General features: G+C 70.5%; 16 protein-coding genes and 1 tRNA gene. 7 read left to right on the forward strand and 10 right to left on the reverse strand.

From position 1 onward, the window contains the following. Nucleotides 1–104 precede the first annotated feature (104 nt). Both ACIGQF_RS05355 and ACIGQF_RS05360 read right to left on the reverse strand, forming a co-directional pair. Entirely contained in the window at nt 105–632 is a 528-nt protein-coding gene (locus tag ACIGQF_RS05355) for a sigma-70 family RNA polymerase sigma factor (protein WP_399705765.1), read from the reverse strand. A 145-nt stretch (nt 633–777) separates the two neighbouring features. Beyond that, nucleotides 778–1926: a glycerophosphodiester phosphodiesterase gene (locus ACIGQF_RS05360; protein ID WP_399705768.1), complete on the reverse strand. Its 1149-nt coding sequence runs from the start codon at nt 1924–1926 to the stop codon at nt 778–780. 442 nt (nt 1927–2368) lie between these two features. Here ACIGQF_RS05360 and ACIGQF_RS05365 point away from each other — a divergent pair, with 442 nt between their 5' ends. Continuing rightward, nucleotides 2369–3049, forward strand: coding sequence for a lysophospholipid acyltransferase family protein (locus tag ACIGQF_RS05365; RefSeq protein ID WP_399705772.1), 681 nt, complete (start codon nt 2369–2371; stop codon nt 3047–3049). A 60-nt stretch (nt 3050–3109) separates the two neighbouring features. Here the strand turns inward: ACIGQF_RS05365 and ACIGQF_RS05370 are convergent, their stop codons facing one another. The 6 genes from ACIGQF_RS05370 to ACIGQF_RS05395 all read right to left on the reverse strand — a co-directional run bounded on the left by ACIGQF_RS05370 (nt 3110) and on the right by ACIGQF_RS05395 (nt 9027). Then, nucleotides 3110–3517 carry a nuclear transport factor 2 family protein gene (locus ACIGQF_RS05370; RefSeq protein WP_399705773.1) on the reverse strand — a complete coding sequence of 136 codons (408 nt, stop codon included), beginning with the start codon at nt 3515–3517 and terminating at the stop codon, nt 3110–3112. 123 nt (nt 3518–3640) lie between these two features. Further along, nucleotides 3641–5188, reverse strand: coding sequence for an MFS transporter (locus tag ACIGQF_RS05375; RefSeq protein ID WP_399705775.1), 1548 nt, complete (start codon nt 5186–5188; stop codon nt 3641–3643). Next, nucleotides 5185–5736 carry a helix-turn-helix domain-containing protein gene (locus ACIGQF_RS05380; protein WP_361565094.1) on the reverse strand — a complete coding sequence of 184 codons (552 nt, stop codon included), beginning with the start codon at nt 5734–5736 and terminating at the stop codon, nt 5185–5187. Before ACIGQF_RS05380 ends, ACIGQF_RS05375 begins: the two co-directional genes overlap by 4 nt. Nucleotides 5737–5873: 137 nt before the next feature. Then, nucleotides 5874–7307 carry an argininosuccinate lyase gene (gene argH, locus ACIGQF_RS05385; RefSeq protein WP_399705778.1) on the reverse strand — a complete coding sequence of 478 codons (1434 nt, stop codon included), beginning with the start codon at nt 7305–7307 and terminating at the stop codon, nt 5874–5876. Between the two features lie 61 nt (nt 7308–7368). Continuing rightward, nucleotides 7369–8565 carry an argininosuccinate synthase gene (locus ACIGQF_RS05390; protein WP_399705780.1) on the reverse strand — a complete coding sequence of 399 codons (1197 nt, stop codon included), beginning with the start codon at nt 8563–8565 and terminating at the stop codon, nt 7369–7371. A 96-nt stretch (nt 8566–8661) separates the two neighbouring features. Next, on the reverse strand, nt 8662–9027 hold the full coding sequence (locus ACIGQF_RS05395) for a DUF488 domain-containing protein (protein ID WP_399705782.1): 366 nt from the start codon (nt 9025–9027) through the stop codon (nt 8662–8664). A gap of 142 nt (nt 9028–9169) precedes the next feature. Between ACIGQF_RS05395 and ACIGQF_RS05400 the strand changes: the two genes are divergently transcribed. The 6 genes from ACIGQF_RS05400 to ACIGQF_RS05425 all read left to right on the forward strand — a co-directional run bounded on the left by ACIGQF_RS05400 (nt 9170) and on the right by ACIGQF_RS05425 (nt 13606). After that, a tRNA-Pro gene (locus ACIGQF_RS05400) sits at nt 9170–9243 on the forward strand. A gap of 415 nt (nt 9244–9658) precedes the next feature. Continuing rightward, complete coding sequence (locus ACIGQF_RS05405; protein WP_399705784.1) at nt 9659–10279, forward strand: Crp/Fnr family transcriptional regulator; 621 nt, start codon at nt 9659–9661, stop codon at nt 10277–10279. A gap of 85 nt (nt 10280–10364) precedes the next feature. Beyond that, complete coding sequence (locus ACIGQF_RS05410) at nt 10365–11165, forward strand: hypothetical protein (RefSeq protein WP_399705787.1); 801 nt, start codon at nt 10365–10367, stop codon at nt 11163–11165. A gap of 256 nt (nt 11166–11421) precedes the next feature. Further along, nucleotides 11422–12177 (forward strand): hypothetical protein, encoded by a 756-nt coding sequence (locus ACIGQF_RS05415; protein ID WP_399705790.1) that lies wholly within the window; start codon nt 11422–11424, stop codon nt 12175–12177. A gap of 56 nt (nt 12178–12233) precedes the next feature. Next, entirely contained in the window at nt 12234–12482 is a 249-nt protein-coding gene (locus ACIGQF_RS05420; protein WP_399705792.1) for a helix-turn-helix domain-containing protein, read from the forward strand. Further along, nucleotides 12479–13606: a hypothetical protein gene (locus tag ACIGQF_RS05425; protein ID WP_399705793.1), complete on the forward strand. Its 1128-nt coding sequence runs from the start codon at nt 12479–12481 to the stop codon at nt 13604–13606. Before ACIGQF_RS05420 ends, ACIGQF_RS05425 begins: the two co-directional genes overlap by 4 nt. A 107-nt stretch (nt 13607–13713) precedes the next feature. On the opposite strand, the gene ACIGQF_RS05430 is transcribed toward ACIGQF_RS05425, so the two are convergent. Beyond that, nucleotides 13714–15045: an ammonium transporter gene (locus ACIGQF_RS05430; protein ID WP_399705795.1), complete on the reverse strand. Its 1332-nt coding sequence runs from the start codon at nt 15043–15045 to the stop codon at nt 13714–13716. A 162-nt stretch (nt 15046–15207) separates the two neighbouring features. Next, complete coding sequence (locus tag ACIGQF_RS05435; protein ID WP_399705797.1) at nt 15208–16881, reverse strand: class I adenylate-forming enzyme family protein; 1674 nt, start codon at nt 16879–16881, stop codon at nt 15208–15210. Nucleotides 16882–17003 lie beyond the last annotated feature (122 nt).

A 17003-nucleotide genomic window follows, 5' to 3' on the forward strand; every position in this document is an offset into this window, starting at 1 on the left:
TTCGGTTCGGTGAGCCCGGCCGCCATGAGGGTGTGGTGCGGCGCCCGGACGGATCTGCCCTGACTTGATGGCACCACGGGATGCGCGGCGCCGCCATGGCGGGGTCAACGCTCCTTTCCCCGGAGTTCAGGAACTCCAACCTCCGCCGTCAGCATTCTGCGCAGACATCCCAGACAACGGGAACGGAGTGGCCCCATGCTCCCCTGTGACATTCCCAACTCAGATGAGATCTCACGGTAGGTCGGATCCGCCCCGGACAACAGAGCGCGTACCAACGCCGGGCAGCGTCCGGGGAGTTGCCCGGCCACGGTGAGCAGCGCGCGGCGCCGCTCGGCGTCCAGGGCGAGCGGCTCGGCGACGGCGCCGGCCCACGGCTGGGCACGGGTCGGGTCGTAGGGGATCTCCCGGCGGGTCCGCCGCAGGACGCAGCGGACCTCGGCCCGCACGGCCCGGCGCAGCCAGCGCGCGGGGTCGGCCGGCGGACCGGCCATTCGGGTGTACCGGAGCAGGCGCGCCCATACGGCCTGCTCGATGTCCTCGGCGTCGGCCCCGGCGGCGGGCGCCTCGGCCGCCGCCTCCGCGGCGAGGAGCGGGCGCAGCGCGGTGATCAGTGCACGGTCGCGGTCCGTCATACCCGCGCCGACAGCGCCGCGCGGGCCCGCGGTTTCGCCGCGTCAACGCGGTCGTGTCACGCGTGGGTGCACGGCGGGGCCGGGCGACGCGCGGGCCGGGGACACCACCCCTCGCCCGCCCGCCGCCGGGCCGCCGTCGAAGCGGTCAGCTCTTGCGGAACTCGGCCGCGGCCAGCAGCGCGGTGTCCGGGTTGTCGGAGAAGAGCCCGTCGATGCCGGTCGCGAAGAGGGCCTTGAAGTAGGCGAGGGAGTCGCCGTACGCGTTGGGGTCGCTGCCCTTGCGCAGGTCCACCGGCAGGAAGGTGTTCTCGTTGCGGACCGTGTAGGGGTGCAGGACGAGGCCCGCGGCGTGCGCGTCCTTGACCACGGCGGACGGCTCGCCGAGCTTGCCGTCGGCGGTGCGCGGGATGATCACGGTGAGGTCCGGGCCGATGCCCTGCGCGAAGGAGGCGATCCAGCGCAGCCCCTCCGGCTTGACCAGGTCGGCGACGGTACGCGGGTCGCCGGCCTCCTTGAAGTCCCAGGGCTGGGTCTTCAGTGTGCCGAGCAGCACGACCTTCGGGCAGTCGACCAGCTTGTCCAGCCGCTGGATGCTGGAGGGCTCGAAGGACTGGAGGAAGTTGGGGGAGTTCTTCTTGTGCCGGTCGTACCGGCGCAGCAGCTTGGCCAGCCGCTCCTCCAGGCCGAGGCCCAGCTTGCGGAAGTAGGTGGGGTGCTTGGTCTCGATGTGCAGCCAGATGCGGCGGCCGCGCCTGCGGCCCTCGCGCTCGGCCCACTGGAGCACCTCCTCGAACTCCGGCACCTGCCAGCGGCCGTCGTAGAGGGTGTTGTGCTGCCGGGTGCCCGGGATGCGCTCCTTGGCGCGCAGCGTCTTCAGCTCGGCGAGCGTGAAGTCCTCGGTGAACCAGCCGGTGAGCTTCACGCCGTCTACCGTCTTCGTGGTCTTGCGCCCGGCGAACTCCGGGTGGTCGGCGACGTCGGTGGTGGCGGTGATGTCGTTCTCGTGGCGGCAGACCAGGCGGCCGTCCTTGGTGGGGACGAGGTCCTGCTCGATGACGTCGGCCCCCATGTCCAGCGCGAGCTGGTAGGAGCCGAAGGTGTGCTCGGGGCGGTAGCCGCTCGCGCCGCGGTGGCCGACGACGAGCGGGAAGGGCAGTTCGCCGCCGCCGTGTCCGCCGTGTCCGCGCCCGGCCGCGACGGCCGTACCGGCCCCGCCGCCCAGCACCGCCGCTCCGGCGCCGAGCGCCGCAACGCTCAGTACGGTCCGTCGCCCGGGTCGCTGCGCCTTGTCCATGTGTCCCCGACTCCTCATGGTTCCGTGATGTGCCGCACCTGCCGGTGCCGGGCCGATGTTAGGCCCGTACACCTTTCCGGTGGGAGACATCCGACCGAACACCCGGGTGAACCCGAGTGACGTATGTGCGCTTTTGGGATCACCTGGAGGCGCATCAGCCCCACGGCGACGCCGCAGGGTGTGCGGCATTCCACAGCTCCGGAGCGCCCTTCCGCGGCCACTCGCGGATCTTCGTACGCATCCTCGGTCCCGCAGGCGGTGTAGTCGCGGCCCCTGCGTTCTTCGCATGGCGGGCCGGTTAACCACCCGTGACGCACAGGAGGGGCGTGTCAACTCTGCGTATCGAATCCGTGAACCCGATGTGCGATCGAGGTTGGGCCGCGAGTATCGTCCTCACCTGCAGACTCCTGCAGTGCACTGACCAGTCGACCCGGAGGACCCGTTGTCCCGCTTGCTGCTGAAGGCGATTCTCGGATTCGTCATGCGTGTCCTGTTCCGCCCGAAGGTCGAGGGACTCGACGGCATTCCGGGCAGCGGTCCGGTGATCCTGGCCGGCAACCACGTCACCTTCATCGACTCGCTGTTCCTGTCGCTGATCGTGGAGCGGCGGACCAAGCGCCAGGTGTACTTCATCGCCAAGGACGAGTACGTCAAGGGCAAGGGCGTCAAGGGCCGCCTGATGGCCTGGTTCTTCACCACCGCCGGCATGATCCCGGTCGACCGGGACGGCGGGCACGGCGGCGTCGCGGCGCTGATGACCGGCCGCCGCGTCCTGGAGGAGGGCAAGCTCTTCGGCATCTACCCCGAGGGCACCCGCTCCCCCGACGGCCGCCTGTACCGGGGCCGTACGGGCATCGCCCGGCTGACGCTGATGACCGGCGCCCCGGTCGTCCCGTTCGCGCTGGTCGGCACCGACAAGGTGCAGCCCGGCGGCAAGGGCCTCCCCCGCGTCGCTCCGGTCACCTGCCGCTTCGGTGCGCCGCTGGACTTCAGCCGGTACGACGGCATGGACCGCGACCGCTACGTCCTGCGTGCCGTGACCGATGAGGTGATGAGCGAGGTCATGCGCCTCTCGGGCCAGGAGTACGTCGACGTGTACGCCACGAAGGCCAAGGCCGCCTGACGTACCGACAGCTTTTCGGGCCCCCTGCCGCAGTCGGCAGGGGGCCCGTTGCGTATGCGGTCAGCGGCCGCCCAGCGGGGCACGGCGGGCGAGGACCTTGCGGTGGCTGATGCGCCAGCCGTCGTCGGTGCGGACGACGGTGTCCTCGTAGGTGACCGTCCCGGAGGTGCCGTCGGCATTGACGCCGATGCCCTTGGACAGGGCGTGCACCCCGCTGCCGTCCGGCAGTTCGGCGAGGACGACGTTGGTGACGTGGTGGGCCACCGGGTTGGCCTCGCCGAGCGCGAGCGCCGCCTCGCGGATCGCCGTCACGCCCTTCAGCGGCGGCTGCCCGAAGTCGGTGACGTCGTAGACGACGTCCTCGGTGAACAGCTCGTCCAGGCGGTCCAGCTCCCCCGCGTCGAACAGATGCCCGTGCAGTGAGAGCAGATCGGCGATGACGGCGCGGTCCTCGGCAGCCAGTGCCATGACAGCCTCCTCCGGAAGCGGTGGATGTCCCGACACGGCGCAGGCTACCGGCGCGGGCGCGCACCCGGGCACGGGGCGCGCCCCGTGCCGCGGTCTCCCCGTACGGCGCGCCGCCCCGGGCCGTCAGCCCTCGCCGCCCTCCAGCCGGTGACCGCGCAGCAGGATCCACGCGGCGGCCGCGGCGGACAGGGAGATGACGCCGCCGACCACGGCCGCCACCTCCATCCCGTCGGTGAACGCCCCTTGCGCGGCGTGCAGCAGCGCCTCGCCCGCGCGGTGCGGCAGGTCGCCCGCCGTCTCCACCGCGCCGCCCAGCGACTCGCGGGCCGCGCCCACCGCATCGGCCGGCACCCCGCCGGGCGCCGTGAAGTTCCGGTAGACGCCGGTGACCACCGAGCCGAGCAGGGCGATACCGAGCGCGGAGCCCAGCTCGTACGCCGTCTCGGAGACCGCCGAGGCGGCGCCCGCCTGCTCCTTGGGCACGCTGGAGAGGATGACGTCGGCGGTGACGGTGAAGGAGAAGCCCGCGCCGACACCGACCACGAAGAGGATCGTGCCGAGCACCGGCGTCGCGGTGGTGGCGCTCACCCAGGCGCACGCGCCGAGCCCCAGCCCCACCAGGACCAGTCCGCCGGAGACCACCGCACGCACCGACAGCCGGCGCGCGACATGTCCGGCGGCCAGTCCCGCGCCCATCGCGCCGACGGCGGCGGGCAGTTCGACCAGTCCCGCGTTGAGCGGCGACCGGCCCTGCACCATCTGCAGGAACTGGGACAGGAAGAACAGCAGCCCGGCCAGTCCGAGAATGGTCAGCAGGTCGGCCAGCACGGCGCCGGAGAAGCCCCGGTTGCTGAAGAGCTTCATGTCCAGCAGTGGTGTGGTCAGCCGCAGTTGCCGTCGTACGAAGCCGACGAGCGCGAGGACGCCGATGACGCCCGCGACGGCGACGCCGATCCCGACGCCGTGCGCCGCGGCCTCCTTCACCGCGTAGACCACACCGATCATGCCGACCAGCGACAGTCCGACGCTGGCCAGGTCCCACGGCCCCGGCTTCGGGTTGCGGGACTCCGGCAGCACCTTGATGCCGACGGCGACCAGCACCACCATCACGGGCAGGTTGATCAGGAAGACCGAGCCCCACCAGAAGTGGCCCAGCAGGAACCCGCCGAGCACGGGGCCGACGGCGGTACCCGCGGAGGCCGCCGCGCCCCAGACGCCCACGGCCAGGCTGCGTTCGCGCGGGTCGTGGAAGAGGTTGCGGATCAGCGCGAGGGTGGACGGCATCAGCGTCGCACCGGCCACACCCTGCAGCGCCCGCGCCGCGATCATCATCTCCGGCGTCGTCGCGTACGCCGCCAGCGCCGACATCGCGCCGAACGCCACCGAGCCGGTCAGCAGCAGCTTCTTGCGTCCGATGCGGTCGCCGAGGCTGCCCATCGAGACCAGCAGACCGGCGATGACGAACGAGTAGACGTCACCGATCCACAGCAGCTGGGTGCCCGACGGGCGCAGGTCCTCGCTGAGGTACGGTGCCGCCAGACCGAGCACGGTGGCATCGACGCCGACCAGCAGCACCGCGAGGACCAGTACGCCCAGCGCGAGCCACCGCCCCGGGCGCGGCTGTTCCGCCGTCCCGCTGCTGGCCGCCCCCACGGCCGTCGCCCCGCTCATCGCTTGCCTTCCCTTCGTACGCCGCCGAGCAGCAGCTCGGCGATGGAGTGATTACGGTCGGCGCGGGCCAGCCGGCCCTCGTGCACCGACCAGGCGCCCGCGCAGATCAGCCCGTACAGCGCCTCGGTCAGCCAGGCGGGGGTGAGGTCGATGCGGAAGGTCCCCTCTTCCTGCCCCCGCCGGAACAGCGCGTGTATCCGGGCGTCGAGCCCCGTCCACCCCTCGTTGATCTCTTCACCTTCGAAGAGCTGGTTCTCGGTGTAGAGGAACGCCAGCACCCCGGCGACCGGCTCGATCTCGGCGATGAGCCGGCGCAGCGCGGTCGCCGCGTCGTCCTCGTCCGGCCGGGCGGCGTCCAGCGCCTGCCCGGTCTCCCTGATGCCCAGCTCCTCCAGGGCCCGGATGAGCGCGTCCCGCCCCGCGAAGTGGCGGTGCAGCGTCGCCCGGCTGATCCCGGCGGCCCGCGCGATGTCGTCCATCGAGGCGGTGCTCTTCCGGGTGAGCAGGGCGGCGGCGTCTTTCAGTACGCGATCTCGGTCCACGGCCATGAGACGGATCATATTCTAATGAGACACAGATGTCTCATCGAATTCTTGGCAGTCTCATTTCTTCGACAGCACAGCACGACAAAGCGGCCGCCGCCCGGTCGGAGAGACCGGACGGCGGCCGCTGCCGCCTTCTGGGGTTACTTCTGCCTGGCCGTGGCCCACGCCTGCTGCGTCGCCAGGTCCGCCTTGACCTCGGCGAGCTGGGCGGCGACCGCGGAGGGGGCCGTGCCGCCGCGGCCGCTCCGCGAGGCGAGCGCCCCGGGCACGTTCAGGACGGTCCGCACCTCGGGCGTCAGGTGCTCGGAGATCTTCGCGAACTGCTCGTCGGTGAGCTGGTCCAGCTCGATGCCCTGCGCCTCGCACTCCTTCACGCACTCGCCCGCGACCTCGTGCGCCACCCGGAACGGCACGCCCTGCTTGACCAGCCACTCCGCGATGTCGGTGGCGAGCGAGAACCCGGCCGGGGCCAGCTCCTCCATGCGCTCGCGGTTGACGGTCAGCGTGGCCATCATGCCGGTGAAGGCGGGCAGCAGGAGTTCCAGCTGGTCGCAGGAGTCGAACACCGGCTCCTTGTCCTCCTGCAGGTCGCGGTTGTACGCGAGCGGGAGGGCCTTGAGCGTCGCCATCAGGCCGGTCAGGTTGCCGATCAGCCGGCCGGACTTGCCGCGCGCCAGCTCGGCGATGTCCGGGTTCTTCTTCTGCGGCATGATCGAGGAGCCGGTGGAGAAGGCGTCGTGCAGGGTCACGAAGGAGAACTCCTTCGTGTTCCAGATGATGACCTCCTCCGCGATCCTGGAGATGTCGACGCCGATCATCGCGGTGATGAAGGTGAACTCCGCGACGAAGTCACGGGACGCGGTGCCGTCGATGGAGTTGCCCACCGAACCGTGCTCGAAGCCCAGGTCCGCGGCGACCGCCTCGGGGTCCAGGCCGAGCGAGGAGCCGGCCAGCGCACCCGAGCCGTACGGCGAGACGGCCGTCCGCTCGTCCCACTGGCGCAGCCGCTCGGCGTTCCGGGACAGCGCCTGGACGTGCGCGAGGACGTGGTGCGCGAAGAGGACCGGCTGGGCGTGCTGGAGGTGCGTACGGCCGGGCATCGCCACGTCCGGGTGCGCCTCGGCCAGCCCGACCAGCGCCTCCTGGAGCTCGGCGAGCAGCCCGCCGATGGCCCGGGCGCGGTCCCGCAGATACATCCGGAAGAGGGTCGCCACCTGGTCGTTGCGGGACCGGCCGGCCCGCAGCTTGCCGCCGAGGTCGGCCCCGAGCCGCTCCAGCAGCCCGCGCTCCAGCGCGGTGTGCACGTCCTCGTCGGCGATGGTGCCGACGAAGCTGCCGTCGGCGACGTCGCTCTCCAGCTGGTCGAGGCCGGCGATCATGCGCGTCAGCTCGTCGTCCGTGAGCAGCCCGGCCTTGTTCAGCACGCGTGCGTGGGCTCGCGACCCGGCGATGTCGTACGGCGCCAGCCGCCAGTCGAAGTGGACGGACGCGGACAGCTTGGCCAGCGCCTCGGCGGGGCCGTCGGCGAACCGGCCGCCCCAGAGCCGGACGTCACCGCTGTTGCCGTTGCTCACTTGCTGCTCCTCGTAGGTGATGAGAGTACGACCGGCCCGCTTCAGGCCAGGTTCCGTCGTGCTATGCCGGCAGATCGCGCCGCGCGGCGATCTTGCTCGACATGCCGAAGATCTCGATGAAGCCCTTCGACAGCGACTGGTCGAAGGTGTCACCGGAGTCGTAGGTCGCCAGGTTGAAGTCGTACAGCGACTGCTCGGACTTCCGGCCGGTGACGACGGCCCGGCCGCCGTGCAGAGTCATCCGGATGTCACCGGAGACGGCCCGGTTGGCCTCGGCGACGAAGCCGTCCAGGGCGCGCTTGAGCGGCGAGAACCACAGGCCGTCGTAGACCAGCTCGCCCCAGCGCTGCTCGACCTGGCGCTTGTAGCGGGCCAGCTCGCGCTCGACGGTGACGCTCTCCAGCTCCTGGTGGGCGGTGATCAGGGCGATCGCGCCGGGGGCCTCGTAGACCTCGCGGGACTTGATGCCGACGAGCCGGTCCTCGACCATGTCGATCCGGCCGATGCCCTGGGCACCTGCGCGCTCGTTCAACTGCTGGATGGCCTGGAGGACGGTGACGGGTGTGCCGTCGATCGCGACCGGCACGCCTTCCTCGAAGGTGATCACGACCTCGTCGGCCTCGCGCGGGGTGGCGGGGTCGGCGGTGTACTCGTACACGTCCTCGATCGGCGCGTTCCAGATGTCCTCCAGGAAGCCGGTCTCCACGGCCCGCCCGAAGACGTTCTGGTCGATCGAGTACGGCGACTTCTTGGTCGTCGCGATCGGGAGGTTCTTCTCCTCGCAGAAGGCGATCGCCTTGTCCCGGGTCATCGCGTAGTCGCGGACCGGGGCGATGCACTTCAGGTCGGGGGCGAGGGAGGAGATCCCGGCCTCGAACCGCACCTGGTCGTTGCCCTTGCCGGTGCAGCCGTGCGCCACGGTCGTCGCGCCGTGCTTCCGCGCGGCGGCGACCAGGTGCTTGACGATGGCCGGCCGGGAGAGCGCGGAGACCAGCGGGTACCGGTCCATGTAGAGGGCGTTGGCCTGGATCGCCGGAAGGCAGTACTCGTCGGCGAACTCGTCCCTGGCGTCCGCGACCTCGGCCTCGACCGCACCACAGGCGAGCGCGCGCTTGCGGATGACGTCCAGGTCCTCGCCGCCCTGCCCGACGTCCACCGCCACGGCGATGACCTCGGCGCCCGTCGCCTCGGCGATCCAGCCGATGCAGACGGAGGTGTCAAGACCGCCCGAGTAGGCGAGTACGACGCGCTCGGTCACGGGGCCCTCCTCAATCCATGCGTTGATGGGTATAACTATGCAGCGTTCCGTATGCTTCGTCAACGCAGCAGGTCAGAGGGGGTGGCCGGGGTTGCCTCAGCCGTGCCGGAGCGCGTCCTCCAGCACCGTCACATGACTGAGGTCCAGCTCCTTGGTCGCCGTCAGCAGGGTGACCGGCCCGTCCGCCGCCATCCCCCGCAACCGCTCCAGCGCCTCACTCCCCGGCTCCTCGGCCAGCTCCGCCCGGTACCGCTCGGCGAACTCCTCGTACGCCTCGGCCCGGTGCCCGTACCACTTGCGCAGTTCATTCGAGGGCGCGACACCCTTCAGCCACTCGTCCAGCCGCGCCGCGTCCTTCGACAGCCCGCGCGGCCACAGCCGGTCCACCAGCACCCGGGCCCCGTCGTCGGGATCCACCGCGTCGTACACACGCCGCGTTCGCACCGTTACGCGCTTGCTCATGGCCGCATTCAAACACCGCGGGGGCCGCGCGCCCGCGACCCGCACCGCACCCCGCCCACCCCCGGTTTTGGATTCCGGGCCGCGGACAGGTATTTTTCTTCTGCACGCACCGACCGGGCCCGCCCGGACGGACGGCGAGCACCGGGACGTGGCGCAGCTTGGTAGCGCACTTGACTGGGGGTCAAGGGGTCGCAGGTTCAAATCCTGTCGTCCCGACGGTGTTTTCGCAGCTCAGGGGCCGTTTCAGAGCAAATCTGAAACGGCCCCTGAGTCTTTTCGGGGCGGCGAGGAACCACGCCACTGACTGTGCTTACGGCGGCTCAGCGTACGAGGGCCGGCGCGGCGCGAGCGCTGCACGCCTCACACAGCTGGGAGACCGGGGAATTTTCCTGATCCCTCGCGTAGCGGTCATCGGCATCCGGGTGCCCCTTACGTGCGCCGGTATGCGCCCCAGAGTGCGTTCGGCACACCGGCGGAGCGAGCGGAAACACGCACCTCCTCCTGAGGGAAGTGCTCTGCTGTGCACATGTTTAACGGCTCGAACAACGATGATCGCGCACCGTTTCTCGACACTCTGCCGGACGGGGCACGCGAGACCTTCGCGAAGCTCGGAAGCCGGTGCCGCTATGTCGTGGGGGATGCACTGATCAGTGAGGGCGACCGTGCCCAGGAGCTGGTGGTGCTCCACCAAGGCCTGGTGAAGGTGACCGCCCAGTTGGACGGCGGCAGGGTGTTGCTCATGGACATGAGGATCGCCGGAGACGTCGTGGGTGAGCTGGCGGCCATGGACCTCGGGCCGAGATCGGCCACGGTCACGGCTTGTGGCGAGGTGGTCGCTACCGTCGTTCCGCAGCACGAGTTGCGGCCCTTCCTCCTCGCCCATCCCGAGGTGTCACTGGCCCTCAACCGGGTGCTCTGCGGTCGGCTGCGCCGGTCCGACCGCTGGCGCCTCGAGTTCGGCGGATACCCGGTCCTGGTCCGGCTGGCCCGCGTACTCGTCGAACTGGCGGTGACGTACGGGAGACAGGAACGGAAATCGGTGCGCATCGATGTGAACCTGTCCCAGTCCGAGTTCGCCGCCCTCACCGGGTCCACTACGAACACAGTGCACAAGGCGCTGGCTCAGCTGCGAAAAGACGGACTCGTCATCACCGGCATCCGGCGAACCTACGTACGGGACCTGGCCCGACTGCGAATGGTCGCCCGGCTGAGCGTGCCGCCACCTAGCTTCACGGCCACAAAGCCGTACTAATGCGGTTTACTTCGACGGCTCGACTCCTTCCTCGCACAGTTGGCACGCAGAGCACCCAACGCCCTTAGGAAGGTGGCGAGTTGCCATGGACCAACACTTCTTTCCCTCTCCACAGGACGACATCCCGCACCGCCGGCTGTGTCTGGCAGCGGACATGGAGCAGTACAGCCGCCTCGACACCCGGGCCCAGTCGGACGTCCAAGCCGACCTGGTCCGGCTGCTGGACGGGGCGGCGACGCTGGCCGGACTGGACCGGGCGGCCTGGGCCCGTCAGCCGCAGGGCGACCAAGAGTTCGCCGTTCTTCCCGAGGCCACATCGGAAGCCACCGTGCTGGGGCCCTTTGTGCACTACCTGGCGGCCCTCCTCGGCACCCTCAACACCCGTCCGGCCGCCCCGCGCGTCAGGCTGCGGCTGGCCGTCGACACCGGCGTCGTCGCGCATGCCGCTCTCGGCCACGCCGGACCTGCACCCGTCGCAGTGGCACGCTTTGTGAACGCACCCCCGCTGCGGGCCGTATTGACCGCCCTCTCCGGTGCGGATCTCGCTGTCATCGTGTCGGACCGGCTGTACCAGGACGTCGTGCGGTTCGGGCTCCCTGACCTCGGCTCGGCCCAGTACGTCCAGGCCCACGTGCGGGTGAAGGAGTTCGGCGGATACGGCTGGATTCGCGTGCCGGGCCACGGGCCTGAGGAGGTGCGGCCGTTCGTGGAGGGCACTGGTGGGCCGCAGCCGGCACCGGCGCCGCTTCCCCCGAGCAGGACGGCCCGCGCCGCCCACTCCCAGTACGTCCACCAGGGCGTCGTTGTCGGCCGAGACGTCTCCGGAGGCATCACCCTCGGGCTGCCTGCGAGCCTCCCAACGGTCGGCCCCGGCCATGTCCGGTGACGGCCCTGGGCGAGGACAGCACCCAGTGGGCGGACTACGGGGTGAATGTCGGCGGCGACGTGCACGGCACCATCAACATCTACCCGGCGCCCCCGGCAGGCGCAGCGACCCGGTTCCGGGAGGAGCGAGTGCTCCAGGCTTCGGCGACGCGCCACGCGTCCCTGCGGTCCGCACTGGCAGCCCTGGCACGCGCCTGCGCGCGAACGATGGCGGCGATGTCAGCGGCCGGGCCGTCGAACGCCGAGCAAGAGAGGCGATGAGATTGACCAAGTCTGGGGGCGTCTTCGCCCTGATTGAGGAGAGTTTTGTGGGAGCGCGGCAAGACGTGCAGCCGTACCTCGTCGTGCGTGACGGCGACCGCTCGGTCCGCCTCTCGCCAGAGGCCTGCAGGGAGGCACTGTACGGGCCGCAACGCGACGATGCGTTGGGGGCCGCGGTCTGGCGACAGGCGATCACTGATGCTCAGCAGGAGCCCAAGGACGGCAACGGGACGAAGCGGTTGCTCGTCGTCTGGATGGCTTTACCTGGGCTGTACCGGAACCTGCATCGAATCCTGCGCCATCTGCGGGTCGAGCGGGCCGACCTGGAGGCGGAGGCTGTTCTGGCCGTACTCCTCGCCCTCGATTCGGCAGGTCCGGACAGCCCGGGCGCGGGCGGCCACATGATCAAGGAGGCGGTGAACCAGATGTGGGCCTACGCGAATCGCCTCAGTCGAGAGATCCCGGGCTTGGACATCGCCGCCCTTGCCAAAGTCCGCAGCGCCACCGCCCCGCCAGCGGAGCAACCGCCGCCGACCGACGGCTGGGAGCTGCACCTCACGCCCCCGCCCCACCGCGACGGGCTGGCTGCGACTCTCCGCTTTGCCGAGTCGCGCATGCGCCAGGAAGGGGAGCGTCTCGGAGCGCTCGCGCACTGCGCGGGGCTGTCCGACCTGGTGCGCCGGGCCCGCCGTCACGAAGAGGCCAGCCTCGTCGGCACCCTGGTGCTGCGCCCAGTGGGGGCCCGGCGGTGAGCCCGCGGTCCGGCCCGCCCCTGGGTTTCGCAGAGGCGTTCGACCTGCCCTTGAGCATGGACTTGCGCACAGCTGCCCGTGCCCTCGGCGTCTGCCCCAGTACGGCGTACAAGCTGATCCGCCTCGGCACCTTCCCTTGCCCCGTGCTGCGCGTCGGCCGGCGCTACCGCATCCCGACCGCCCATCTGCTGCGCTCCCTCGGTATCGAAGAGCGGCCTGTCTACGCCGTCGACCTGGAAACCGGTGCCAAGCACGCCGCCCAGCTCGACGACATCATCTGCCTGGAAACGGAGGACGTTGCATGATCGCGCCACAGGCTCCTCGGCGGGAGCCGGCCCAGCCCCGTGTCTGTTTCGTCATCGGCCCCATCGGTGACCAGTATGCCGCGCACGGCACTCCCGAGCGCGAGGCGTACGAGCACCACCTCGGAATCTTCGAGCAGGTGATCGCTCCGGCTTGCGAGAGGCACGGCATCACCGCCGTACGTGCGGACGGCATCGCACACGCCGGTGACATCAACGAACAGATCTGCCGGCATGTCGTCGAGTCCGACCTCGTCATTGCGGACGTCAGCGGCGGCAATCCCAATGTGATGTACGAGCTGGGGCTGCGCCACATCACCGGCAGGCCGACGATCCACGTCGGGGAATACGGACAGCTTCCCTTCGACATCGCATCGATCAGGACCATCCGGTATCAACGCGCGCGCAGCCACCTGGCCAACGCACGAAAGGAGATCGAGAACGCACTGGAAGTAGGGCTCCGGGACGGCTTTGAACCCCTCACCCCGGCGCGCGTGCTGCGTGGGCTCCAGCCCGCCGACAGGTCCTCGCCCTCCGCAGAGGGTGGAGATGCGGAGGGCGAGAGTTCCCCCGGTCTGCTCGACGACTTCGCCGCGATCGAAGACGGGCTGGACGAGATGACGGCGGATATGGAGGCGATCACCAAGACGGTCGAGACCATCGGAGCACTGACCGAAGAGTCAAACACCGAGATGCTCGAACTCACCCATGCGAACACTCCCATAAGCGCCCGGCTCGCGGCGGTAGCCCGCTACGCACAGTCAATCAGCGTGCCGGCCGGAGAACTGAGCACTGTCGCGGGGACTTTCGCCGAACGGATGGCGACCCTGGACAGTGGGGTGAGGGCCGCGCTGGGACTCATCGAGGTCACTCCGCCCGACGAGCGTGGCGAGGAAGCAGAGGAGTTCCTGGGGCAGCTCATGGCCATGGACGAGTCCGCTCAGGAGGGCTTGGAGCAGCTCAGCATCTTCGGTGCATCCGCGGCCGACATGGTCCGTGTGAGTCGGCATCTCCGCAAACCGGTGAAGGACATCTCCGCCGCGGTGAAGCAAATGACCTCGGCCATCACGTGCATGGGAGAGTGGGCGAACAGGGCCCGTGCTCTGGCGCAAAGCATCACCACGTGACATTGCCTCGGCGGGACTCGGGCCTCTGAGGGCCTGGGTCCTGAGGCGTTTTCGAGTGGCGACGCTGTCTTCCGGGCCGACCCTCCCCGGTCCCGGCCGCCTCCCGGTCAGTCCCCCGGTTCCCGGTCGGCGCGGTGCATCAGGGTGGTGGCGCCGCCGGGGAGGTGGCCGGCGGGGTCGCGGCGGCCGACCGTGCCGTGGCCCAGGACGCCGTGGTCGTAGGCGGTCTCGGCGTGGATGGTCTGGTCGAGACCGGTGCGTTCCTGGTCGGGCGCCGCGCGGAAGCCCATGACCTTGTCGATGGCCTTGCCGAGGCCGTACGTGACGAGGAAGGCGTACGCGCCGGTCGCGAGGACGGCGACGAGCTGCTTGAGGAGCTGGCCCGCGCCGCCGCCGGAGAACAGTCCGGCCGGGCCGTCGGTCATGGCCGAGGTCGCGAAGAAGCCGATGAGCAGGGTGCCCAGGACGCCGGCGACGAGGTGGACGCCCACCACGTCCAGGGAGTCGTCGTAGCCGAAGCGGAACTTCCAGTTGACCGCGTACGAGCAGACCACGCCCGCGGTCAGGCCGATGGCGAGGGCGCCCCAGATGCCGACCGAGCCGCAGGACGGGGTGATCGCGACCAGGCCCGCGACCGCGCCGGAGGCCGCGCCGAGGGTGGTGGCGTGCGCGTCCCGCCGCTTCTCCACCAGCAGCCAGCCGAGCAGACCGGTGCACCCCGCGGCCTGGGTGTTCAGCAGCGCCATGGCGGCCTTGCCGTCGGCGGCGACGGCGGATCCCGCGTTGAAGCCGAACCAGCCGAACCAGAGCAGCCCGGCCCCCAGGATCACCAGCGGCAGGCTGTGCGGGCGCATCGCCTCCTTGCCGAAGCCGAGGCGGGGCCCGAGGACGAGGGCGAGGGCGAGGCCGGAGGCGCCGCAGTTGACCTCGACGACGGTGCCGCCGGCGAAGTCCAGCGCGCCCAGCCGGTCCAGGATCCAGCCGCCGGGCGCGAAGACCCAGTGCGCGACCGGTGCGTAGACGAGCAGGGTCCAGAGCGCCGTGAAGGCCACCCACGCGCCGAAGCGGGCGCGGTCCGCGATGGCGCCGCTGATCAGCGAGACGGTGAGGATCGCGAAGGTGAGCTGGAAGGCGGCGAAGAGGGCGGTCGGGACGGTGCCGGTGACGCTCTTCGGGCCGATGCCGTGCATGCCGAGGTGGTCCAGGCCGCCGATCAGCCCGGCCCCGGTGTCCGGCGCGAAGACCAGGCTGTATCCGATCGCGAGCCAGACGACCGTGACGACGGCGATGGCGGCGAAGCTCATCATGAGCATGTTCAGCACGCTCTTGGCGCGCACCATGCCGCCGTAGAACAGGGCCAGCCCCGGAGTCATCAGCAGCACCAGTGCGGTCGCGGCCAGCAGCCAGGCGGTGTCCCCGGAGTCGATTCCGGCAGGCATGTGCGTCAACCTTCCCGCCCGGCGGAGGTGACAGGGGGCGACGCCGGGCCAGGGAAGAGAGTGACCCGCCGTAATTTCCGGTGGCGAACATCGACGTTTCCGCGACGTTTCGCGTTACCGCGGCGTTTCCCCGGCCGGGCTGCCCGCCGCGGCCGCACGGTGTCAGCCGGCCGCCTCCCGCAGTCCCCGCAGTTCCCGGCGGAGGATCTTTCCTGTCGCCGTCTTCGGCAGATCATCCAGGATGGACAGGGAGCGCGGGCATTTGTACGCGGCCATCTGCTCCCTGCAGTACCCGATCAGCTCCTCCTCCGTGACGGAAGCGTCCCGTTTGAGGGACACGAACGCCTTCACGGTCTCGCCCCGGTACGCGTCCGGCACGCCGACCACCGCCGCCTCCCGGACCGCGGGGTGCCCGTACAGGACGTCCTCCACCTCGCGCGGCCACACCTTGTACCCGGCCGCGTTGATCATGTCCTTCTTGCGGTCCACGAGGTAGAACCAGCCCGCGGCATCCATGAAGCCGACGTCCCCCGTACGCAGCTCCCCGCCGGGCAGCGCCGCGGCCGTCGCCTCGGGCTTGTTCCAGTACCCGGGCACGACCTGCGGCCCCGAGGTGGCGATCTCGCCGATCTCCCCGACCGGCACCTCGGCCCCCTCCTCATCGAGGATGCGGACGACCGTGTTGAAGACGGGCACCCCCACCGACAGCGCGCCGGAGACCGGGTCGACGGGCGCCTGCGCGCCGAGCGGCACGGCGTGCGTGGGCGAGTTGGTCTCCGTCAGCCCGTAGATGTTGTGGATGTACCGGCCCGTCGCCTTCTCGAACTGTTCGGTGACGGCCGGCGCGATGGGCGCGCCGCCTGAGTAGACGACGCGGAGCGAGGCGAAGTCCTCCCGTGCGGCGTCCGGGGCACCGGCCAGGCTGATGAAGACGGTGATGGCGCCGACCGTGAACGTCGGCCGGTGCTCGCGCAGCGCGTCCAGCACGACACCCGGGTGGAACCGGTGCGCGAGGACCAGCGGGCAGGGCAGCAGCAGCGCGAGCGCCAGATGCCCGATCAGCCCGGTGATATGGAACAGCGGCGCGACCCCCAGGATGCTGTCGCCGTCCGTCAGCCGCATCCACTCCCGGTACGTGCACGCATTGAACAGCATCGTGCCGTGCGTGTTCAGCGCGCCCTTGGGCTCCCCCGTCGTCCCGGAGGTGTAGGTCAGCACGGCGACATCACCGGGAGCGGGCGTCGCGGGCGCCGGGGCCCGCCCCGCGTACCGCTCGACGAGCGCGCAAAGATCGAGCGTGCCCCGCGGACGGCTCCTCCGCACACCGTCGAACAACCGGGGATCGTCGCGCGTCTGCCAGTCCAGCGGCGAGCAGGTGACGACGGTGGCGACCTGGGTGGCGCCGCCGCCGATGACGCCCCTGACCACGTTCTCGTACAGCGCGTCCAGGCACAGCAGCGCGCTCGCGCCCGAGTCGCTGAGCAGGTACGTCAGCTCGCGGGCCTTGTTCATCGGGTTGACGGCGACCGCGGCGCCGCCGGCCTTCCAGGCGGCGAGCAGCCCGATGACGAACGCCGGGTCGTTCTGCACATACAGCGCGAGCCTGTCGCCCGGCGCGAAGCCCCGCTCGGCCAGCGCGACGGCGAGCGCGTCGGACGCGGCGTCCAGCTCGGCGAGGGTCAGCACACCGTCGAAGTACCGGATCGCCTCGGTGCCGGGGCTGCGCGCGACGGAAGCCCGGAAGGCGTGCAGGAGGGTGGGGTGCTCCGGGGTGACGTCGGCCGGTGCCCCCTCGGCATACCGCGCCAGCCAGGGACGCTCCCGGTACACGCTCACGTGATCACCAGGGGGCTGACGGGGACGGTCGTGACGTCGGTCATCGCATCGCACCTTCCTCACTGACGGAACACTGTGAATCACCTTTCAACTACCCGTCAATACGCGGGAAGCCGCGCTTC

Source organism: Streptomyces sp. NPDC053560 (genome assembly GCF_044544605.1).
GTDB lineage: Bacteria > Actinomycetota > Actinomycetes > Streptomycetales > Streptomycetaceae > Streptomyces.